At 67.0% G+C, this 20,849-nt stretch carries 17 protein-coding genes; 11 read left to right on the top strand and 6 right to left on the bottom strand.

The genetic code is table 11. The features are described 5' to 3' along the window. Positions 1-10 precede the first annotated feature (10 nt). Together cydX and NEF64_RS12230 are read left to right on the top strand one after the other, a co-directional pair. On the top strand, positions 11-133 hold the full coding sequence (gene cydX / locus NEF64_RS12235) for a cytochrome bd-I oxidase subunit CydX (RefSeq protein WP_031440400.1): 123 nt from the start codon (positions 11-13) through the stop codon (positions 131-133). 103 nt (positions 134-236) lie between these two features. Then, entirely contained in the window at positions 237-947 is a 711-nt protein-coding gene (locus NEF64_RS12230; RefSeq protein WP_252573780.1) for a Crp/Fnr family transcriptional regulator, read from the top strand. Between the two features lie 28 nt (positions 948-975). On the opposite strand, the gene NEF64_RS12225 is transcribed toward NEF64_RS12230, so the two are convergent. Next, entirely contained in the window at positions 976-1,572 is a 597-nt protein-coding gene (locus NEF64_RS12225) for a hypothetical protein (RefSeq protein ID WP_056407604.1), read from the bottom strand. Between the two features lie 420 nt (positions 1,573-1,992). Between NEF64_RS12225 and NEF64_RS12220 the strand changes: the two genes are divergently transcribed. The 3 genes from NEF64_RS12220 (at position 1,993) to NEF64_RS12210 (ending at position 6,942) form a co-directional block, all read left to right on the top strand. Further along, entirely contained in the window at positions 1,993-4,590 is a 2,598-nt protein-coding gene (locus tag NEF64_RS12220; RefSeq protein ID WP_082446965.1) for a PAS domain S-box protein, read from the top strand. A gap of 19 nt (positions 4,591-4,609) precedes the next feature. Further along, the gene (locus tag NEF64_RS12215; RefSeq protein WP_031394397.1) at positions 4,610-5,224 is read left to right on the top strand and encodes a response regulator transcription factor; all 615 of its coding nucleotides are present in this window, start codon (positions 4,610-4,612) and stop codon (positions 5,222-5,224) included. Between the two features lie 77 nt (positions 5,225-5,301). Beyond that, the gene (locus NEF64_RS12210; protein ID WP_200912198.1) at positions 5,302-6,942 is read left to right on the top strand and encodes a Na+/H+ antiporter; all 1,641 of its coding nucleotides are present in this window, start codon (positions 5,302-5,304) and stop codon (positions 6,940-6,942) included. Between the two features lie 21 nt (positions 6,943-6,963). Here the strand turns inward: NEF64_RS12210 and NEF64_RS12205 are convergent, their stop codons facing one another. Beyond that, positions 6,964-7,944 (bottom strand): alpha/beta fold hydrolase, encoded by a 981-nt coding sequence (locus tag NEF64_RS12205; RefSeq protein ID WP_235516434.1) that lies wholly within the window; start codon positions 7,942-7,944, stop codon positions 6,964-6,966. A gap of 243 nt (positions 7,945-8,187) precedes the next feature. Between NEF64_RS12205 and NEF64_RS12200 the strand changes: the two genes are divergently transcribed. After that, positions 8,188-9,594 carry a coniferyl aldehyde dehydrogenase gene (locus NEF64_RS12200; RefSeq protein WP_414711872.1) on the top strand — a complete coding sequence of 469 codons (1,407 nt, stop codon included), beginning with the start codon at positions 8,188-8,190 and terminating at the stop codon, positions 9,592-9,594. A 37-nt stretch (positions 9,595-9,631) separates the two neighbouring features. Here the strand turns inward: NEF64_RS12200 and NEF64_RS12195 are convergent, their stop codons facing one another. From NEF64_RS12195 to NEF64_RS12170, 4 genes are all read right to left on the bottom strand, one after another. Beyond that, complete coding sequence (locus NEF64_RS12195; RefSeq protein ID WP_056407609.1) at positions 9,632-11,959, bottom strand: TonB-dependent receptor; 2,328 nt, start codon at positions 11,957-11,959, stop codon at positions 9,632-9,634. An 87-nt stretch (positions 11,960-12,046) separates the two neighbouring features. Further along, positions 12,047-13,297 (bottom strand): MFS transporter, encoded by a 1,251-nt coding sequence (locus tag NEF64_RS12180; protein ID WP_056407611.1) that lies wholly within the window; start codon positions 13,295-13,297, stop codon positions 12,047-12,049. Positions 13,298-13,397: 100 nt separating this feature from the next. Then, positions 13,398-14,477, bottom strand: a complete 1,080-nt coding sequence (locus NEF64_RS12175) for an LLM class flavin-dependent oxidoreductase (RefSeq protein ID WP_056407614.1) — start codon at positions 14,475-14,477, stop codon at positions 13,398-13,400. Then, a complete protein-coding gene (locus NEF64_RS12170) occupies positions 14,474-15,367 on the bottom strand; it encodes an aldo/keto reductase (protein ID WP_252573778.1) in 894 nt (297 codons plus the stop codon). Before NEF64_RS12170 ends, NEF64_RS12175 begins: the two co-directional genes overlap by 4 nt. Positions 15,368-15,410: 43 nt before the next feature. Here NEF64_RS12170 and NEF64_RS12165 point away from each other — a divergent pair, with 43 nt between their 5' ends. From NEF64_RS12165 to NEF64_RS12145, 5 genes are all read left to right on the top strand, one after another. Further along, on the top strand, positions 15,411-16,487 hold the full coding sequence (locus NEF64_RS12165; protein ID WP_056408663.1) for a Gfo/Idh/MocA family protein: 1,077 nt from the start codon (positions 15,411-15,413) through the stop codon (positions 16,485-16,487). Between the two features lie 72 nt (positions 16,488-16,559). Further along, positions 16,560-16,859 carry a putative quinol monooxygenase gene (locus NEF64_RS12160; RefSeq protein ID WP_031394383.1) on the top strand — a complete coding sequence of 100 codons (300 nt, stop codon included), beginning with the start codon at positions 16,560-16,562 and terminating at the stop codon, positions 16,857-16,859. A 108-nt stretch (positions 16,860-16,967) separates the two neighbouring features. Then, a complete protein-coding gene (locus tag NEF64_RS12155; RefSeq protein WP_056407618.1) occupies positions 16,968-17,483 on the top strand; it encodes an RNA polymerase sigma factor in 516 nt (171 codons plus the stop codon). Between the two features lie 36 nt (positions 17,484-17,519). Continuing rightward, positions 17,520-18,455 carry a FecR family protein gene (locus NEF64_RS12150; protein WP_162235405.1) on the top strand — a complete coding sequence of 312 codons (936 nt, stop codon included), beginning with the start codon at positions 17,520-17,522 and terminating at the stop codon, positions 18,453-18,455. Next, positions 18,452-20,833: a TonB-dependent receptor gene (locus tag NEF64_RS12145; protein WP_338112117.1), complete on the top strand. Its 2,382-nt coding sequence runs from the start codon at positions 18,452-18,454 to the stop codon at positions 20,831-20,833. Before NEF64_RS12150 ends, NEF64_RS12145 begins: the two co-directional genes overlap by 4 nt. The last annotated feature ends 16 nt before the right edge of the window (positions 20,834-20,849 follow it).

Raw genomic sequence — 20,849 nt, 5'->3', positions numbered from 1 at the left:
ACGATAGATAATGTGGTATTTCAGTTGGGTATTGGGCCTCGGCCTTGCGCTGGGCTTCGGAGTGCTGAACGGCATGTGGCATGAATTCTCGTTGCCGGCCGATGACGAGATCGACGTACCGGACATGCCGTAGACAGTGTCGCGCAACATATCCTGACCGGCCCGTCCGGCGATATTGACCAGTCGGCGCCGAATTGATGCGGTCAATTCGGCGACCGGGCGCTATATCTCCCGTCATGCTTGCTGCAACCATCTGCGTCGACTGTGCGGTCCGCGATCAGTCGCTGTGCGGCAGCCTGACCAATAGCGAACTACATGCGCTCAATACCCTGGGTCGGCGGCGGATCGTGCGGCGTGGCGAGACGCTGATCTGGGCGGGCGAGGACAATATCCTGTGCGCCAATCTGCTGTCGGGCGTGCTCAAGCTCGTCGCATCGAGCGGTGACGGCCGCGAGCAGATCGTCGGGCTCCTATACCCCGCCGATTTTGTCGGGCAGCCCTATCCCGGGCAGGCGGATTTCAACGTGTCGGCGCTGACCGACGCGGAAGTGTGCATCTTTCCGCGGGCGTCGTTCGAGCGCGTCCTGACCGATCATGCGCGAATGGAGCGGTTGCTGCTGCAACGCACGCTTGCCGCGCTCGACGAGGCACGATCGCGCATGCTGACGCTCGCGCGCAAGTCGGCGAGCGAGAAGGTCGCGGGGTTTCTCGTCGATATGGCGACCCGTGCCGCGGCGACCGGTTGCAGGGGAACGCCCCGCGGGCCGGTCACGTTCGACCTCCCGCTTTCGCGGGGTCAGATCGCCGACATATTGGGTTTGACGATCGAAACCGTCAGCCGGCAGATGACGCAGCTGAAGACTCGCGGCGTCATCGGCTTGCCCGGCGGAAGAGCCATCACCATTGTCGACCGCGACGCTCTCGCGGCGCGCGCCGATCCGGCATAGCGACGCCGGGAGCGACAGCAAGCTGCGCTCAGGGTGAAACGCTACGCGCCAGGCTGTCGGTCAGCCGCATCCTGGCGGCGCGCGTGAGGCGGGCATGCCCCAGGGTCAGGATCGCCAGCTCGGTGAAGTCGGTGGCACGGCGGCAGCCGTCGAAGAAGCATCGCAGCATATAGCCGAGCATGTCGGGCGCGAACCGGTCAGCCTCGATCGAGCGCGGATCAAGCGCGACGATGAGATCCTGCGCATAGACGGCGTCGGTCGCGCGGTGCGCGGCGACATGATCGAGCAACACGCCGATCAGCGGCTGTGACGGGGTTCGCCGGAACAGCGTGTCGAGCGTCGGCTCGAGGCCATCGTCGCACCGTTCGGTCATCAAGGCCAGTCGCGCACAGATCCAGTCCGCATCACGTGCCGAGGGCCTGACGGGCAAGCAGTCGGCGCAATGTTCCAGAATGCTGCACAGGCTGCGCAGGTCGGCATGCGCGGACAGCAGCTCCGCGAGATCGTCGTCGCGGATGACATGCCAGTGACGACACGCTGGAACCGGGGATGACTCGCCGTCGCGTGATGCCCGATCGACGCGCTGCGCCTTGCCGTCCTGCTTCGTGCCGTGCCCGTCCGTCATGCCGGCTCCTCCGGTCATCGCTCTGCCCGTCATGGCGACCCGCGGCATTGATCGTCGTCAAAGGGGCAGGGTGCCGGTTTGAGGCGACCGCGGCGCCAGGGCGCGGACTGATATTTGGTGACGTTTACCGATGCTTAGGCGCGCCGGCCTATCTTTGGACGGGTCGCCCCGTCGTTCCGAAGTCGCGGGATGGACGCATTTTCACAGCTGACCATAATGGTGGAACTGGCCATCATTATGGGTCAATATATTTGCCAATAAGCTAGGTAATAATACAGTATTGGCATATACTTGCCAGATAGCATGGAGACTTCAACGCAAGACGATTCCGTTTCGACAATGAGCCAGCCGGGCCGTACTGTGGCCGGGTTGTGCATCGCGGCTGTCTTTGCGTGTGCGACGGTCCCGATGATCGGGTGAATGCTGCGGATTCCCGTGCTGACGACGTTCGGTTTGGTCGAGCCAATGCCGCCGTTCGGCTGCATTGCCTTTGCCTGCATGGCGGCGGCGACCCTGATATTGTCACGCGGACATTCCAGTCGCCGGGCCATGCCGCTGCTCGCCGTGCCGATCGCCATTGGTCTTGAGCGCCTGTTCGTCCAACTGGTCCTGCCGGCCGGGAGCCATGGAATCGATGGGTGGCTGTTTGCGGACGATGTCCGGACAGCCTTTGATCGCGCGATGACGGGGCCGGGCATTGTCGCCGATCTCATACTCGTCGCATTGCCCGTCGCGATCGGCGCAGCCGCGGCAAATACCCGCTCCTATGGACGGCTGGCGGCGGCACTCGCAGGCGGCAGTTTGGTGACTGCAAGCACAGCCTTATTGTTGATCCCGATGCTCCCGGCCCTGCATGCGACCGGGTGGCATCTGTCGTCGACGTCCCTGCCATCCGCGATCGGCGCGATGCTGCTGGCCCTGGCGGTACTTGCCTGGCGAAGTGATATTCTGGACGAGCCCGGTGCCTGGTCGCCCGAATGGCACATGTTGCGACTTGTTCTGCCGCTGCTGCTGGTCGTACCGGTGCTAGCGCCGCTCGTGGAAATGGCGAGCATCGAGCTTGCCGGGGTGTCTGCGGTCTGGGGCGAACTGATGACCGTTACGCTGAACTTCGTGGTGGTCAGCGCGCTCGTCACCTGGACGGTACGTAGCGGAGCACGCCACCGCGCCGCTTTGTCCGAGCTGACCCAGGCATTGAACGCCGCACCGATGGCGCTGGTCGATACCGATGACCGGATCATCCACTGGTCGCGCGGGTGCGAGGAATTATACGGGTGGCGTGCGCACGAGGCGCTCGGCAGGCAGAAGCATGTACTGCTCGCGTCGTGCACCGCCGACGGCAGCTTGGCGACGGGCTGCCCGCATGCCGATGGCGAGCGTGAACTGATCGAGCGCCGCCGCGACGGCAGTGCGGTGCACGTGATCGAGCAGGCGCGCAGGGTCGAGAAGCTCGCCCGTGCGCCGGCCCTTGTCCTGTCGATGACCGATATCAGCACGCGGCTCGAGATCGAGGCCGCGCTGCGCAAGAGCGAGGAGCGTCTCGCGCTCGCCAGCAGCGCGCACGAGGTCGGGGTCTTCGAATGGGAGGTCGCGACCGGGGCACTGACCTGGACCGCAGGGTCCGAGCAGCGTCTGGGGCTGCCGGCGGGAAGCCTGCATGATTATCCGAGCTGGGCGGCGCTGATCGATCCGGACGATCTGGCGGAGGTCGAACGTACGATCGCCGAAACCGTCGGCAAGCGCGCACCCCGCATCAGCTTCACCTATCGGCTCAGATTGCCCAACGGCACGCAGCGCTTTCTCGAGGGCTCTGCCCGGTGCTTCTATGATCAGGCCGGCGTCATGATCCGGACGACGGGGATCACGCTGGACATAACGCGGCACGAGGAGCGCGAGGCGGCGCTTCGCGTGCGCGAGGCGCAATTGCGGTCGATCCTTGAAACCGTGCCCGATGCGATGATCGTGATCGACGAGGCCGGCGCCATCCGCTCCTTCAGCGCCGCCGCCGAACTCATCTTCGGCTATAGCGCTGCCGAGGCGATCGGATTGAACGTGCAGACCCTGATCCCGGGCGAGCGCGAGGCGTGGCAGCAGGGGTATTTACGGCGTTATCCGGCCTCGGGCGATCGGCGTGGCGTTGGTCATGGCCGGCTTACCACCGCGCGGCGCGCGGACGGGAGCAGCTTCCCGGTAGAACTGCATGTCGGCGAGGCACTGGTCGACGGCGAACGCGTGCTGACGGGGTTCGTCCGTGACATTTCGGAACGGATCGCCGCGGAAGAGCGGCTGAGCCTCGTCCGGCGGGAATTGATGCAGGTCATCCGGTTGAACGCGGTCGGCGAAATGGCTGCGGCGCTCGCGCATGAACTCAACCAGCCGCTCGCTGCGATCGCGAACTTCGTCACGACCGCCGAATTGCTCCTCGACAGCGGCGCCGGCATGGATGGCGACCGGCTCAAGGCCACGTTGATATCGGCGAACGCGCAGGCCCTGCGGGCAGGCGACATCATCCACCGGCTTCGCGAGTTCATCGCCAAGCGCGAGTCCGAGATGCGGATCGAGCCCGTGGAGGCGACACTGCGTGAGGCCGTCACGTTGCTGACGTCCGGCGGACAGCATGCCGATATCGAGCTGAGCTTCGCGCTGTCCCCCGACGCCGACTTCATGCTCGCGGATCGGATCCAGGTGCAGCAGGTGGTCGTCAACCTGCTCCGCAACGCGTTCGAGGCGTTGGCGACATCGCCCGACGGCGCGCGCGGCGTCCTCATCGAGGCGCGGTTGAACAAAGCGGCGCTCGTCGAGATCAGCATCTGCGACAATGGTCCCGGCTTGCCCGATGCGATCCTGTCGCGGATGTTCACGCCCTTCACGTCATCGAAGGGGGAGGGGGGCATGGGCTTCGGCCTGTCGATCTGCCGCCGGATCGTCGAAGCGCATGGCGGGGAGCTGGTCGGCTTCAACGCCCCGGGCGGTGGCGCCTGCTTTCGCTTCACCGTGCCGCATGTCTGTTTGGAATAAGCCGTGAAAGGATGTCTGGATGCGTACCGTCTATGTCGTCGACGATGACGACGCCGTCCGTGCATCGGTGCAGGGGCTGCTGTCGACCCGTCCGAACCTGTTGATCCGCGGCTTTCGCTCCGGGGATGCGTTTCTGGACGAGCTCAGCAGCCTCGACCCGGGTATCGTGCTGCTCGACCATCACATGCCCGGAACCACCGGGCTCGAGGTGTTGCGAAAGCTTGTGCCGTTCGCACCGCATTTCGCGCCGATCATCCTGACCGGGCAGGGCGACGTGCAGCTCGCCGTCGAGGCGATGAAGGCGGGCGCGCTCGAGTTTCTGGAGAAGCCGTGCGATCCGCACATCCTGCTGCGCACGGTCGACGAAGGTTTTGCGCGGCTCGAAACCGAAACCGCGGCCGCGGACCGGACCCAGGCGGCGCGTCAGCGGATCGCGCGGCTCTCGATGCGCGAGACCGACGTACTGATGGGACTGATCGACGGCCAGCCGAACAAGGTGATCGCGCATGCGCTGAGCCTGAGCCCGCGGACCGTCGAGATTTACCGCGCCAATCTGATGGACAAGCTCGGCGTGCGGAGCCTGTCCGAGGCGCTTCGGATTGCCTTTGCCGCCGGCCTCGTGACGGTCGACTGACGATCGTTCGGTCCAAGGGGGTGTCGTTTGTGGCGTGTGCCGGTTAGGAAGGACCCGACGCCAAGCGGGAGTATCTTTTGGAAGCTGTATCGATCGTTCTGTTCCTCCTGCTCGCGGTCGTCCTGAGCGGGTCCATTTCGCGAATGCTCCCCGTGCCGGTGCCGACGCCTCTGGTGCAGATCATGCTCGGTGCGGTCATCGGTTTGTCGACGTCGTACCGGGTCGCGCTCGATCCCGAACTCTTCCTGCTGCTGTTCCTGCCACCGTTGTTGTTCCTCGATGGCTGGCGGATCCCCAAAGACGAGCTGCTCAAGGACATTTCGACCGTGGTCGAACTGGCGCTGGGGCTGGTGCTGATCACGGTGATCGGCATGGGGCTGTTCATCCACTGGATGATCCCGGCCATGCCGCTTGCCGTCGCGTTCGCGCTTGCCGCAGTCGTCTCGCCGACCGATCCTATCGCAGTCTCGGCGATCGCCGCGCGCGTCCCTATCCCGAAGCGGATGATGCACATCCTCGAAGGGGAATCGCTGCTGAACGATGCGTCGGGCCTCGTCTGTCTGCGTTTCGCGATCGCCGCGGCGCTGACCGGATCCTTCTCGCCGTCCTCCGCCGCCTTCAACTTCGTCTGGGTTGCCGGCGCAGGCATCGTCGTGGGGGTCGGCCTAACGCTCGCGGTCACGCGCGCCAAAGCATGGGTATCGCGGAGGTTCGGTGAGGAATCGGGGTCGCAGATCCTTGTCAGCCTGCTGATTCCGTTCGGTTCCTATCTGCTCGCCGAACATCTTCACGCGTCGGGGATCCTCGCGGCCGTCGCGGCGGGCGTGACGATGACCTACGCCGAGATATCGCGTCAGGCGCTGCCGAACACGCGGATGCGGCGCAACTCGGTGTGGGACACGATCCAGTTCGCGCTCAACGGCATCATCTTCGTGCTGCTCGGCGAACAGCTGCCGGCGATCCTTGCGGGTGCCAGGACGACGGTCAAGATGACGGGGCATGACAGCACCGGCTGGCTTGCCGCTTATGTCCTCGCGATCGTCGCCGGGCTCGCCGCCCTGCGGTTCGTCTGGGTCTGGGTGTCGTTGCGGCTGACGCTGCTGCGCCGACGCTATCGCGACGGGGTGACGGTCCACAGCCCGGACTGGCGGCTGGTCGCGGCGATGTCGCTGGCGGGTGTCCGCGGGGCGATCACGCTTGCAGGTGTCCTGACGATCCCGCTGGTGCTCGACGACGGCACCGCGTTTCCGGCGCGCGACCTTGCCATATTCCTCGCCGCAGGGGTGATCATCGTGTCGCTGGTGCTGGCGAGCGTCGGCTTGCCGATCCTCCTCAACGGCCTGACGATGCCGCCCGAGCCGTCGTTGCTCGCGGAAGAGGATGCGGCGCGGGTCGCGGCGGCGGAAGCGGCGATCCGCGCGGTCGAGCGGTCGCAGCATGAGCTGGCCGAACGGATGGGCGATGGCGATTTCTATGCGGCGGCGGGTGGCCGGGTGATGGACATCTATCGCGACCGGATCGACAGCCGCAGCGGTTCCGCCAAGGCGTCCGCGGCCGCGCGGGTGCAGGACCGGATCGAGCGGGACTTCAAGCTCGTCGCGCTCCAGGCGGAACGCAGCACGATCGTCGATCTCGCGCGCGATCGCCGGATCGGCAGTGCGACGATCCGCAAGCTGGTCCGTGAACTTGATCTTGTCGAAGCCCGGTATCGCGGCTGACGGTTCAGAAGGGCATCAGGCTTAGGACTTCGGCCTAGTCAGCGCCGAGAGCCATGCGACCACGTCGTCGGGTCGTGTCACGGGGATCATGTGGCCGCCCGCGACCAGCGTGAGCGCCGCGGCGGGATAGGCGTCGGCGAGACGCTGGCCGTGGGCCAGCGGATCGAGCACCGCGTCGTCGCGTCCGAACAGGATCGCGGTTGGAATGGACAGTGAGGGATAGCGGGCGACCATCGCCGGCAGATCGGCGTTTGCCGCGGCGAGATCTGCCGCTGCTCCGGCAAAGGCCGATGGGCGACCGATCAATGCGCCGCCGCCACGGGTCGCGAAATCGTCGGGTACCGGATCGGGTGCGAAGACCATGCGCGCGCCGCTGGGTCGCGCGAGCAGCGCCGCGGGCGTGGCGACCGTCCATGCCAGCGCGCTGCGCATCGCGCGCGTACCGATGGCGCGCGTCGCGACGATCTGCGGCACGGTGGCGAGCGGCTGGGTCAAGGGTGCGATCAGCGCGAGCCCGCCGACCTGCTGCGGATGATCGAGCGCAAGCGCGAGCGCGATTGCGCCGCCCAGCGAGTGGCCGACGACGAGCGGCCGGTCGAGCCCCATCGCGGTGATGAACGCCGCGACATGCGCGGCTTGTGCACGGATATTGGCCTGCGCGATCGGCGCCGAATAGCCGGAGCCGGGGCGGTCGATCAGGATCACGCGGTGATCCGCACTTAGTCGGTCGAGCAACGCATAGCCGAAGTTGCGCATCTGCCCGCCAAGCCCGTGGATCATCACGATCGCCGGGCCCGTACCGCGTTCGAGATAATGCATCCGACGCCCGTCGATATCGATGAACGTTCCGTCGGCGGGCACGCGCCGTTCCACGCGGTTCGCCGCGAGCCTGGCAAACAGCGCAAGACCGGCCACCACACCGAGCGCGAGGCCGGCTGCACGCGCGGCCGGATGGCAAGGCGGCGTGGCGGCCGCATGGTCGTTCTCATTCATATGCGTCATCCGCCGACACATAGATTGCGCCGACAGGTCCCGCCAAGCCTCCGACACGCTTGGAATAACCGCCCCAGAGCGCCAGTTCGCGCGGACCCCATCTCAGGAAGGAGGGTGAGCCGCTCTATCATCTCGTCGATGTCGCATGGGCGGTATGCAGCCCGCTTGCGAAGCAGCAGGCGCAGGCGGCATGACGCTGGTATTGGAACCGGGCCGGGCGGGTGCGCCGGATGGGAGATGGTGATGACCGACATGATGGCGATCCTGGCGGCGCAGCGCGCGGCGTCGATGGCGGCGATGCCCGAGCCGCTGTCGGTCCGCAAGGACCGGCTCAAACGGGCCGTGGCAATGCTCCGCGAGTCCGCCACACGGTTCTGCGACGCGCTGTCGGAGGATTTCGGGCACCGGAGCCGCGAGCAGTCGATGATCACCGACATTGCCGGATCGATCGCGCCTCTCATGCATGCGATCAAGCATCTCGACCGCTGGGCGAAGCCGGAGCGGCGCTCGGTCCAGTTCCCACTCGGGCTGCTCGGGGCGAAGGCCTGGGTCGAATATCAGCCCAAGGGCGTGGTCGGGGTGATCGCGCCGTGGAACTTCCCGGTCAACCTCGTCATGGCGCCGCTTGCCGGCATCTTCGCGGCCGGCAACCGGGCGATCGTCAAGACCAGCGAATATACCCCGGTCACGGGTGCGCTGTTCGAGGAACTGGTCGGGCGGTATTTCGCGGCGGACGAACTGGCCTTTGTCGGGGGCGGGCCGGAGGTCGGCAAGGCGTTTGCCAGCCTGCCGTTCGATCATCTGCTCTTCACCGGCGCGACAGGGATCGGGCGCCATATCCTCCACGCGGCCGCCGACAATCTTGTCCCCGTGACGCTGGAGCTGGGGGGCAAGTCGCCGGTGGTGATTGGTGCGGGGACGGATATCGTGCGCGCGACCGAGCGGGTGGTGCTCGGCAAGATGCTGAATGCCGGGCAGATCTGTCTCGCGCCCGATTACATGCTGGTCCGCGACGCCGACGAGCCTGCCGTAGTGGCCGGCCTGACCGCCGCGGCCAGCGCGATGTATCCGACATTGCTCGACAACGCGGACTATACGTCGCTGGTCAGCGACCGCCACATGGCGCGGCTGAACGACTGGCTCGACGATGCCCGGGCCAAGGGTGCGCGGGTCGAGATCGTCAATCCGGCGGGCGAGGACCTCAGCGGTGCGAATACGCGCAAGATGCCGCTGCACATCGTCCGCGACGCGACCGACGACATGATCGTGATGCAGGAGGAGATCTTCGGTCCGGTCCTGCCGATCCGTCGCTATGACGATATCGACGACGCAATCGGCCAGATCAATCGCCGCGACCGGCCGCTAGCCCTTTATCACTTCGGCAGCGATGCGGGCGAGCGTCGCCGGTTGCTCGATCGAACCGTGTCGGGCGGCGTCAGCCTCGACGACGTGATCCTCCACGTCTCGATGGAGGATCTGCCGTTCGGCGGCATCGGCCCGTCGGGCATGGGCGCCTATCACGGCGCAGACGGGTTCCGCACGTTCAGCCATGCCCGCGCGGTCTTCCGGCAGGCGCGGTTCGACGTCGCCAAACTGGCTGGCCTGAAGCCCCCCTATGGTGCGACCGCGCGCAAGGCCGCGGCGCGCATGATTGGATGAACCGCGCGTCCAATCGGCCCGCCGCGCCCGGTGGCGGTCAGAAGTCCTTGCGCAGCAGCAGGCCGGTATAGCGCTGGTCGTCACGCGGGACAAACCGGACCGTCCCTGCGAACGTCCCTGCGGTGAGGAACGACGAATAGGAGGTGTTCGTCAGGTTCTTCACATAGGCGCGCAACTGCCAGCCCGACCGGTCGCTGAGCAGGGCGACGCTCGCATTCCAGATCGCATAGGCGGGCTGCACCGTGCTCGGCGTCTGCGCCAGCGCATATTGCACCTTGCTGCTGAACGTCACGTCGCTCTGCAGTTCGAGCGCTAGCGTGTCGCTGAGCGCGAAGCGGTAGGCCGCATTCTCATAGAGCTTGATCTTCGGCGCATAGGGGAGTGGCTGGCCGTCGATGTTACAGCTCGTCGGCGCACCCGGCGGGCAGAGGAAATTGCGCACCGTGGCGTCGGTATAGGCGGCCGAGATGTCGAGCGTCAGCCCCTTGGTCGGGCGCAGCGTCACGTCCGCTTCCGCACCGCGCGACCGCACCGAGCCGGCATTGATCAGGCGGCTGACCTGCGCGCCGGCGACGACGTCGTTGAAGCTGGCCTGATACCCGTCGAAGTTCGTCGTGAATGCGGCCAGGCTGTAGCTGAGCGCGCGGTCCGCGGTGCTGCCCTTCAACCCGACCTCATAGGAGTTCGACGTCTCCGGGCGCAGCGGGACCTCGTCGAGCGGCGTCGTGGCGTTGAGCGACCGCATGTTGAAATACACGTTATACGCCGGCCCCTTATAGCCGCGCGAATAGGTGAAATAGGTCTGCGCGTGATCGCCGATGTCATATTGGAGACCTAGCCGGTAGCTGTCGCCACGCCGATCGAGCCCGTCGGTGGCATTGTGATAGGCGCGCACGCCGGGGCGATCGAGCGCCGCTGCGCCGGTATTGAGGGGATCCGCGCTCGACGTGCGGACATGGTAGAAATCCAGGCTGTCCCAGGTCGAACGATAGCCCGCGATACCACGGAAGCGCGGGGTGAAATTGACGTTGGCCTCGCCGAACAGCGCGAAATTGTCGTTGGTGATGCCGTAGTTCGCGATGCCCGTCGTCGTGCTGCGCGCACCACCAGCGGCCAGCGACGTCAGCGTCCGCTGATAGGTCTCGTCGGTGGTGGCGTGGAGATAATAGGCGCCGAGCACGTAATCGATCAGCCCGCCCTTGGGCGATGTGAGCCGCAGCTCCTCCGAGAACTGCTTGGTGTTCACCCGCCCCGTATCCTGACCCGACGGGAAGGCGGTCGATAGCGCGGCGACGCTGTCATAATCCTGACGTTGCGTGTTCAGCCACTGCCGCCAACCGGTGATCGAGGTGAGGTGATAGTCGCCGAGCGTGAGGTCGCCCGTGAACGAGCCGCCGTAATTCTCGTCGCGCACGTCGGTGATCGTATCGTTGTTCGTGCGGCGGTTGCTGGCGTTCGCGCGGATGCCGCTTGCCGTGAGCGCGGCGGCCAGGTCGGGCGAGTTGGTGACGGTGCCGGTGGGGTAGGCGGTCCGGCTGGTGCTGGCATAGACGCTGGTCGGGGTGGTATCGTGCGAATTGAGATAGTCGCCGATGATCGTGAACTTCAGTGCGTCCGACGGCGTGATCACCAGCTTGCCGCGCGCACCGTAGCGCCGATAGCCGTTGACGTCGTCGTTGCGGGTAACGTTGCGGACATTGCCCTTGAAGTCGTCGTAAAGGCCGCCGATCAGCGCCTGGACCTTGCCGGGCACGATCGCGCCCGAGATGCCGGCCTTGATCCGGTATTCCTCGTCCGACGTCACGCCGGCTTCGCCGAACATCCGGAATTCGTCGGTCGGGCTGCGGGTGACGATGTTGACGACGCCCGCCGACGCGTTCTTGCCGAACAACGTACCTTGTGGGCCACGCAGCACCTCGATCCGCTCGACCTCGCCCAAGTCGAGCGTCGACTGGCCGGGGCGGGTGAGGACGACGCCGTCGAGCACGGTCGACACCGACGGCTCGACGCCCGGCGAGGTGGTGATCGTGCCGACGCCGCGAATGAAGATCGTCCGGTCCTTGTTCGACGCACCGCTGCGAAAGCCGACCGCGGGGATCGTCGCGGCGATGTTCTCGACCGTGTTCAACTGGCGTTCGGCGAGCGACTGTCCGCTGACGGCGGTGATCGCGATCGGTACGGACTGGAGGCTTTCGTTGCGAAAGCGCGCGGTGACGACGACGTCTTCGCCGGTGTCGGCGGGAGGCGTTGCCGCCTTGGGCGTCGCGGCTGCCGGCGCCGCGGCCGTGTCCTGAGCGAATGCCGGCGTGGCCAGGGTCGCAAGCGCGGTGCCGGCCAGCAGCGCCATATGGCGTGGATCGATCATGATATCCCTCCCGAAGATGATGTCGTCTTTTAAATCCCATTCAGCCGATGGGTATATAGATCTGGATGCAGGCGCATCGTATCAGCTTTAGTGCCCCTCGACCGGGCGCAACCGCGGCAGCAGCAGCTGGATCCAGCCGACCGCGAGCAGATATGAGACGCTGGCGAACAGGAACAGCGGCAGGTAGCCGAGCCCCGCGGTCAGGACGAGGCCGGCGACCTTGGCGATCACCATACCACCGACATTGCCGCTGAACGAGCCGAACGCGGTGACCCGGCCGAGCTTGTCCTGCGGGACGACGTCGGCGATCAGCGCGAACAGGTTGGTCGAGAACGCCTGGTGCGCGGCGAGCGTCAGTGCCATCAGCGCGATCGTGACGGGATAACTGCCGACGTAAAGCACGAGCGGCACGGGCAGGACGCAGAGCGCGGCAACCAGCAATATGCCCTTGCGGACGGCGTTGACGCTGTAGCCGAGGCTCAGCAACCGGGTCGCCACGCCGCCGCCGAGCAGCGAGCCGACCGCAGCGCCACCATAGGCAATCGCGAGCGGGACACCGAGCGCGACCCCGCTCAGCCCATATTGGCGGTGGAAGAAGTCGGGCAACCAGAAGAGCATCAGCCACCAGGTCGCGTCGGACAGGATCTTGGCGACCGCAATCGCCCAGGTCTGGCGGTTGCGCAGGATCGGGCCGTATTCGCCGACCGGTGCCGCGGCATCTGCGGCGCCCACGGGCTGCGAGGTGAAGCGCAGGCGACGGGTCACGATCAGCCAGACCGCCGCCCAGGCGAGCCCGAGCGCACCTGCGACGACGAACGTCCCCCGCCAGCCGACGAGCAGAGCGACCCCCGGTATCGCCAGCGGCGCCAGGATCGCGCCGATGCTGTTGGCAGCATTGGTCGCGCCGAACCCGCTCGACCGCCAGTTCTTGGGCAGCACCGACGCGATCGTCTTGATCCCGGTCGGCGTGCCCATCGCCTCGGTCGCGCCCAGGCTCACGCGGATCATCACGAACTCGGTCATCGATCGCGCCCAGCCATGCGCCATCGCGGCGATGCTCCACGCCGCGACACCGATCGGGTTCGCCCATTTCACCCCGAGCTTGTCGACGATCCAGCCGGTGAACAGGAACGCGAACGCCGCGCCGCCCTGGAACCAGGCGGCGAGCGTCCCGTAATCATCGTCGCTCCAGCCGAGATCGGCGGCGATCGTCGGCTTGAGTACGGCGATGATCTGACGGTCGACGAGGTTGAGGATGCCGGCGGTGACGACCAGCGCGAACAGCAATGTGCGGCCACGGGCGCTGAGTTGTGCGACGGTCTTGATGGGCGGGGTCATAGCGGGCCAGCATGGACGATGGGGCGATGCATGCGAGCCAGTTTCTCTTGTCCGCGTCGGTTATTTGATTTCAGTCGGTCTCAGCGGCCAGGCCTGCGTACTAGACGACCAAGGGACCATGCTCGATCCGCGGCAGCACGTGACGGGCGAACAGGTCGGCTTCGGCGGCATGCGGATAGCCCGACAGGATGAACGCATCGATCCCTTCGGCCCGGTAGGCGTTGAGCTTGGCGAGCACCTGGTCCGGATCGCCGACGATCGCGGCACCGCATCCCGACCGCGCCCGGCCGATCCCGGTCCACAGATTGGCCTCGGCATAGCCGTCGTTGGATCCCTCGCGCAGTTCGGCCTGGCGACGGACGCCGGCGGACTGCGAATCGAGCGAACGCGCGCGGATCGCCTGGCCTTCGGCATCGTCGAGCTTGGACAGCAGACGATCGGCCGCGGCGCGGGCTTCCGTCTCGGTCTCGCGGACGACGACATGGACGCGGTAGCCGAAGCGCAACGTGCGGCCGTGGCGTGCGGCGCGGGCGCGCAGGTCGGCGATGATCGCACGGACGCCGTCCATCGTGTCGGGCCACATCAGATAGACGTCGGCATTGCTCGCCGCGGCCTCCCGCGCGGCCTCGGACAGGCCACCGAAATAGAGCGCGGGACAGCGCCCGGACACGGTGGTGGTCCGCGGAGGGTCGAGCTTCAGCTTCCAGAAGTCGCCGTCATGGTCGAGCGGCTTGCCGTCGAGCAGCGTGCGCAGGATGTGCATCGCCTCGACGGTGCGCGCATAGCGCGGCGCGCTTGCGAGCGTTTCGCCGGGCAGGTCGCTGGAGATGATGTTGATCGCCAGCCGGCCGCCGAGCATCTGGTCGATCGTCGCGATCTGGCGGGCGAGCTGCGGTGGCCAGCTTTCGCCGATCCGTACCGCCATCAGCAGTCGCAATCTCTTGAGCATCGGTGCGATCCCCGCGGCGAACGCGGTCGTGTCGATGCCGAGCGTATAGCCCGAGGGTAGCAGGATATTGTCGTATCCCGCCGTCTCGGCCTGCATCACGATGTCGCGGCAATGCTCCCAGCTCGATTTCAGCGCGGGGTCGGGGACGCCGAGAAACTCGTAATCATCGTCGCACAGCGCGGAAAACCAGCTGATCTCGCAGGGCGGGAGGCTTGCCGATGGATCACTCATGGCAGCGAGACGCCCATGCCGGCCTGCAGCACCGCATACCATTCGCTGCGGGTCCATTCGACCCTGTACGCATCGGCCGAGGCTGCGATCCGCGCGGGGGTCTGCGAGCCGACAATCGGGATGATCCGCGCCGGATGCGCCATGATCCAGGCCAGGGTCGCGGTCGCGGCGTCGACGCCGTAGCGCGCGCCATGCTCGGCGAGCAGCGTTGCCGCCGGGTGATCGCCCTGCGCCAGCCGACCGCCGCCAAGCGGCGACCATGCCATCACCGCGACGTCGTGCGCCATCGCCTGATCAAGCGTGCCATCGAACAGGGGTGCGGTCTGGAGCGGGGAAAACTCGGGCTGGGTGCTGACGATCGGCTGGCCGAGAAACGCCTGCAACGCGGCGAATTCGTGGACGCTGTAGTTCGAGACGCCGATGCTGCGCACCTTGCCCGCCTCGACCATGCGCGTCAGCACCTCGGCGACCTCCTGCGGATGGGTCATAAAGTCGCGGCGGTGGATCTGGTACAGGTCGACCTGTTCGATCGCCATGCGCGTCAGCGACGCGTCGAGGGCGTCGGCCAGATAGTCTGCACTGGAATTATACGGAATGCCGGGACGGATGCCCGCCTTGGTCGCGATCACCATGTTTGCGCGCAGGCTCCGGTCCTCGGCCAACGCGCGCCCGAACAGCGCCTCTGCCGAGCCGAAGCCCGCCGGGACGTCGCAGCCATAGATGTCGGCGGTGTCGAAGAAGTTGATTCCTGCACCCAGCGCAGCGTCGATCATCGCGCGGACCGGCGCGGTCTCTCCGGCCAGCCGCCACATGCCCCAGGCTATCGGTGAAACAAGGATTTCGCTCTTGCCGAGCGGGCGAAGGTCGTTGGAAAGGCGGATCGTCGTCATGCCGACGGCTCATGGCATAGGGATAGACAGCTTGGTAGCCACGATCAGATACGGTGTCGTCGGAACGGGCATGATGGGCGTCGAACACATCCGCAACCTGGCGATCCTGCCCGGTGCGGAGATCGTCGCGATCGCGGATCCGGTCGCGACCTCGATCGACTGGGCGACCGAGGCGCTCGGCGACCAGGCCGATGGCGTTGCGCGGTTCGACTCGGTCGAGTCGTTTGCGAAGCGCGCCGATGTCGATGCGATCATCATCGCGTCGCCGAACAATACGCACCGCGACGTGCTCGAGCGGCTGTTCGCAATGGACGCCGCGATCCTGTGCGAGAAGCCGCTGGCGACGACGATCGACGATGCGCGGTGGATCGTCGAGCGTGCCGCCGCACACGCCAGGCCGTTCTGGACTGGTATGGAGTATCGCTTCATGCCGCCCGCAGCCGCGTTTATCGAGCAGGTCCAGGCGGGCCGGGTCGGCCGGTTGCAGATGCTCGCGATCCGCGAGCACCGCTTTCCCTTCCTGCCCAAGGTCGGCGACTGGAACCGGTTTGCGCGGAACACCGGCGGCACGATGGTCGAGAAATGCTGTCACTTCTTCGATCTGATGCGGCTGATCGTCGGGTCGGAAGCGGTGCGCGTCCATTGCTCGGGCGCGATGGACGTGAACCATCTCGACGAACTTTATGACGGCGAGCGCCCGGACATCATCGACAACAGCTATACGACGGTCGATTTCGCGAACGGCGTGCGGGCGATGCTCGATCTCAGCATGTTCGCTGATGGTGCGGAGAATCAGGAGGAGATGTCGGCGACGGGCGATGCGGCGCGGCTCGACGTGCTGATTCCTGCCGGCGAGCTCGTCTATTCGCCACGGGTCGGATTTCTCAACCCCAAGGCGGTCGAGCGCAGTCATGTCTCGGTCGATCCGGCGGCCCGGGCCGCAGGCTCGCACGAAGGCGCAACCTATTATCAGCACGCCGCTTTTGCCGCGGCGGTACGCGGCGAGGGACCGGTGCAGGTCACCGCGGAAGATGGCCTGCGCGCGGTCGCGATCGGTACCGCGGCGGAGATCAGCGCGCGTGAGCACCGGGTCGTGACGATGGCGGAACTGGGCCTCTGACACGGCCGCGGGGTTGCGCGCCATCCGCCGGGCGCGCAGAGGCTGTGGCGAAATCACGCCCAGGAGGTCGATATGCCCGTGAAGGTCATTGCGTTCGTTTCCGTCAAGCCCGGCCATGAGGAGGCGTTCATCGACGCCGCCCGCATCTGCGCCGCGGCGTCGCGTAATGAACCGGGGGTGCTCCATTACGATCTGTGGCGCGAGGCCGATGGCGACCGGCGTTTCGTATTCAACGAGTTGTATGTCGACGATGCCGCGGTTCAGGCGCACATGGCGTCCGACCATTTCAAGGCACTGGGCGTGGCGTCACGCGATCTCGCCGCCGCGCGTCCGACGATCATCGCGACGCATCCGGTCGACGTTGCAGGCTGAGGCAACACCGCGGCCGCGACGCGCGCATCCGTGAGGGGCTAACGCGCGCCGCCTGCGGCCGAGCATCCGCCATGGTCGTGACGTTTTCTCTTACGGTATAGGCGACGGATGGACACGCAGGGTCTGGAGGCCGTCTTCCTCGCCAACCGCGATACGCTGCTCCGCTTTCTGTCGGCGCATGGCGCGGGGGATGCGGCGGAAGACCTTTTGCACGAGCTCTGGATCCGCGTGCGAACGCCGCGCGGCGGGCCGATCGCGGCGCCGCTGGCCTATCTGTACCGCGCGGCGCACAATCTCATGCTCGACCGTCATCGCGCGGTCCGGCAGGCCGCCCGACGCGACAATGACTGGAGCGACGCGGTCGGCGCCACGGTCGCGGGCCAGTCCGATGCGCCATCGGGTGAGCGCGTACTGATCGCGCGCGAAGAGGCGCGGATGGCGGCGCGCGCGCTGGAGGCGGTCGGCGAACGCGCCGCGGCGGTGTTTCGCCGCCACCGGATCGACGGGATCGCCCAACGTGCGATCGCGGACGAGATGGGCGTGAGCCTCAGCACCGTCGAAAGTGATTTGCGGCAAGCCTATCGTGCGATGATCGCGTTGAAAGGGCGGCTCGATGAGGTTTGAGGCGAACGTCTCCGTCAAGCCAGTCAGGAGGCCATGATGGCGCAGGACGACACCGCATTGGACGCACAGGCGCTCGACTGGATCGTGCGGACGGGCGATCCCGCATTCGACGACTGGCCCGGCTTCATGGCGTGGATGGAGGCGGACCCGGCGAATGCCCCGCGCTATCACGCGCTGAACGCCGCGATCGATGATGGCGTCGCACTGGTGCGCGCGCCGCAGGCGGGCGCGGTGGCGCCGCCGATCGCCAGCCCGTCACGACGCGCGCCGAAGCGTATCGATCGGTGGGCCGGTGGGGCGATCGCCGCATCGCTGGCGGTCGTCGCCGGCCTTTCGGTCTATGAGCGCCGGCCCCAACCCTATGCCGTCGAGGCGGCGCCGGGGGCCGCGCGGACGATCCTCCTCGCTGAGGGAAGCCGGATCATGCTCGCCGGCGGGTCCTGCGTGACGATCGATCGACGCGACGCGCGCATCGCGACGCTCGATCGTGGCGAGGCGATGTTCGTCGTCGCGCATGATGCGGCGGATCCGTTCGAGGTCCGGGTCGGCGAGACGCGCCTGGTCGATGTCGGCACGGCCTTCGACGTCAAGCGTACCAGCGATGGCATGCGGGTCGCCGTGTCCGAAGGTGCGGTCGACTATGATCCGGGGCCGAACGCGATCCGGATGACGGCGGGGCAGGGCGTCGTGGCCACGCGCGGCGGTGTGATGCGGATCACGGTCGATGCCACGGCGGTCGGGTCGTGGCGCGAGGGGCGGCTGGCGTTCGAAAATGCGCCGATGACCGAAGTCGCGGACGATCTGTCGCGAACGCTGGGCATCACGATCGCGGTGGAACCGGAGATCGCCGACCGCCCGGTCCGTGCGACGATCGCCACGGCAGGGCTCGCGCGTGATCCCATGCCGCTCGCCGCGCTGCTCGACGTGAAGATGCGGCGGTCCGCCCAGGGTTGGACGATGTCGGCACGGTGATCCGGCAGGGCGGGGTCTTTGTCGTTATGGTGGCAATCGCCGGGCTTACCGCTGGGTCGGCTGCGGCGGGGCCGGTATCGCTCGACCTTCGCGCCGGCCGTCTGGGCGACTCCGTCATGGCACTGGGGCGGCAGGCCGGGGTCAGCATCGCCGTCGACGACCCGGCCTTATGGGCACGCCCCGTCCCCGCGATCCGGGGACGCTTCACGGCGCGGCAGGCGCTTGCAAAGCTCGCACGGTCGACGGGGTCGACGATACGGTCCGCAGGGGCCGGGGGGTGGCGTCTGGTCGCGCGTGCCGCGCCGCCACGTGCGGCGCAGCGCCGTCTGCCGGGGGCGACCGCGAATGCCGCGCCGGCAGTACCGACCATCGCAGGGGCCGATATCATCGTCGCCGCCAGCAAGCGGGACACCCGGCTGCGCGATTTCGCCGGGCAGGTCGCGCATCTCGACGGAATCGACCTGGCGCTTGGCGGCGCGGGGGGCAGCGACGCGGTGCTGGCGCGGCTCGCGAGCGTGTCGTCGACGCATCTCGGTGCGGGGCGCAACAAGCTGTTCATTCGCGGCATTGCGGATTCGAGCTTCACCGGCCCGACGCAGACGACCGTCGGCCAGTATCTCGGCGACATCCGGCTCAGCTACAACGCGCCCGATCCCGACCTGCGGCTCTACGATATCGCGTCGGTCGAGGTGCTCGAGGGGCCACAGGGCACCCTCTACGGCGCAGGGTCGCTTGGCGGCATCATCCGCACGGTCCCCAACGCGCCGGTGATCGACGACACGACGGCCGCCATCGCGACGGGCGTGTCCGCGACGACGCATGGCGACCCCGGCGGCGACATCGGCGCGACGCTCAACCTGCCTGTGATGGAGGGCCGGATGGCGCTGCGTATCGTGGGCTATGCGGTGACGGAGGGCGGGTATATCGACAACCCGACACTCGGGCAGAGCGACGTGAACCGCACCAGCATCGCCGGAGGGCGGGGTACGCTGCGTGTCGATCTGGGGCGCAACTGGACGCTCGATCTGGGCGGCGTGTACCAGCGGACCCGCGGCGACGACAGCCAATATACCGATCGCGACGCGCCGCCCCGCACGCGAAACAGTGCCGTCGTACAGGGCTTCGGTGCGGACTACCGGATGGGCGATCTGGTCGTGTCGGGCACGCTTGGCGGCCTGATGCTGCGATCGTCGACGGCGATCGTCGGGCAGACGCTGACGGAACGCTATGACGCCACCATGGTGAACGGCGATCCGCGGCTGTTCGTGCAGCGCAACGCGACCGCGATGCTGACCAACGAGACCCGGCTGTGGCGGCCGATGCGCGCCGGCTTCGGCTGGGTGGTGGGCGGCAGCTTCACGCACAACCGTACGCGGCTGTCGCGCGCACTCGGCGCAGTCGAGGCACCGGTGCCGGTAACGGGAGTCACCAACCGGATCGACGAGGCGACGCTGTATGGCGAGGCCAGCATCGCGCTGTTCCCCGGATTGATCGCGACCGGCGGCGCGCGCGTGACGCGGGCCGCGCTGTCGGGGACGGGCCAGGATCTGGCGGAAGCCCTCGCCCCGGTTGCGCTCGCGCGTGCGCAAGTGACCGCCAGTCGTCGTGAAACCAGCTTGTTGCCGTCCGGATCACTGATCGCAACGGTGCTGCCGCGGCTCTCGCTCTATGCCCGGTACCAGCAGGGGTTCCGGCCCGGCGGGCTCGCGATCGAGAGCGACTTCGTCCGGCGGTTCCGCAACGACAGGGTCCGCACGATCGAAAGCGGCATACGGTTCGGGCAGAGCGGGATCGACGCGGTATCCGTCTCGGCCGGGCTGTCGCATACGCTGTGGGACGATATCCAGGCGGACTTCATCGACGGCTCAGGGTTGCCGAGCACCGCCAATATCGGCAACGGCCGGATCTGGTCGGCGAGCGCGGCGGCCGCCTGGCGACCGGTCGCCGGGCTCACGATCGACGCCGGGCTGACCTATAACGACAGCCGCGTGACCGAACCCAGCCAGGCCTATGCCCTGGCGTTCGCGCGCATGAGCCAGGTTCCCAATATCGCCCGGTTCGCAGGGCGGCTGGGGCTCGACTATAGCCGGCCGCTCCGCGGTGACCTCGATCTGCGGGTCTATGGCTGGGCGCGGTATGTCGGCCGCTCCCGGCTCGGTATCGGCCCGGTGCTCGGGGAGGAGCAGGGCGATTATCTAGATACCGCGCTGACAATGCGCGTCGGCCGGCCGACACTCGGCTTCACGCTCGGCGTGACCAATCTGACGGATGGCGCCGGCAATCGCTTCGCGCTGGGCACGCCGTTCCAGATCGGCAGCGGCCAGATCACGCCATTGCGTCCCCGCACGTTGCGCCTGGGGATAGACGCGGCATTCTGAAAAGCTGCGCAGCCCG

This window comes from Sphingomonas aerolata (genome assembly GCF_023935825.1).
Taxonomy (GTDB): Bacteria; Pseudomonadota; Alphaproteobacteria; order Sphingomonadales; family Sphingomonadaceae; genus Sphingomonas; species Sphingomonas aerolata.
Note: the sequence above shows the minus strand (reverse complement) of the source record. Positions and strands in the feature narration are given on the sequence as shown.

Bases quoted from the DNA above. Each gene is read 5' to 3' on its own strand.
- cydX (WP_031440400.1), top strand. From the start codon at position 11: ATGTGGTATTTCAGTTGGGTATTGGGCCTCGGCCTTGCGCTGGGCTTC.
- NEF64_RS12230 (WP_252573780.1), top strand. From the start codon at position 237: ATGCTTGCTGCAACCATCTGCGTCGACTGTGCGGTCCGCGATCAGTCG.
- NEF64_RS12225 (WP_056407604.1), bottom strand. From the start codon at position 1,572: ATGACGGACGGGCACGGCACGAAGCAGGACGGCAAGGCGCAGCGCGTC.
- NEF64_RS12220 (WP_082446965.1), top strand. From the start codon at position 1,993: ATGCTGCGGATTCCCGTGCTGACGACGTTCGGTTTGGTCGAGCCAATG.
- NEF64_RS12215 (WP_031394397.1), top strand. From the start codon at position 4,610: ATGCGTACCGTCTATGTCGTCGACGATGACGACGCCGTCCGTGCATCG.
- NEF64_RS12205 (WP_235516434.1), bottom strand. From the start codon at position 7,944: ATGACGCATATGAATGAGAACGACCATGCGGCCGCCACGCCGCCTTGC.
- NEF64_RS12200 (WP_414711872.1), top strand. From the start codon at position 8,188: ATGATGGCGATCCTGGCGGCGCAGCGCGCGGCGTCGATGGCGGCGATG.
- NEF64_RS12195 (WP_056407609.1), bottom strand. From the start codon at position 11,959: ATGATCGATCCACGCCATATGGCGCTGCTGGCCGGCACCGCGCTTGCG.
- NEF64_RS12180 (WP_056407611.1), bottom strand. From the start codon at position 13,297: ATGACCCCGCCCATCAAGACCGTCGCACAACTCAGCGCCCGTGGCCGC.
- NEF64_RS12175 (WP_056407614.1), bottom strand. From the start codon at position 14,477: ATGAGTGATCCATCGGCAAGCCTCCCGCCCTGCGAGATCAGCTGGTTT.
- NEF64_RS12170 (WP_252573778.1), bottom strand. From the start codon at position 15,367: ATGACGACGATCCGCCTTTCCAACGACCTTCGCCCGCTCGGCAAGAGC.
- NEF64_RS12160 (WP_031394383.1), top strand. From the start codon at position 16,560: ATGCCCGTGAAGGTCATTGCGTTCGTTTCCGTCAAGCCCGGCCATGAG.
- NEF64_RS12155 (WP_056407618.1), top strand. From the start codon at position 16,968: ATGGACACGCAGGGTCTGGAGGCCGTCTTCCTCGCCAACCGCGATACG.
- NEF64_RS12150 (WP_162235405.1), top strand. From the start codon at position 17,520: ATGGCGCAGGACGACACCGCATTGGACGCACAGGCGCTCGACTGGATC.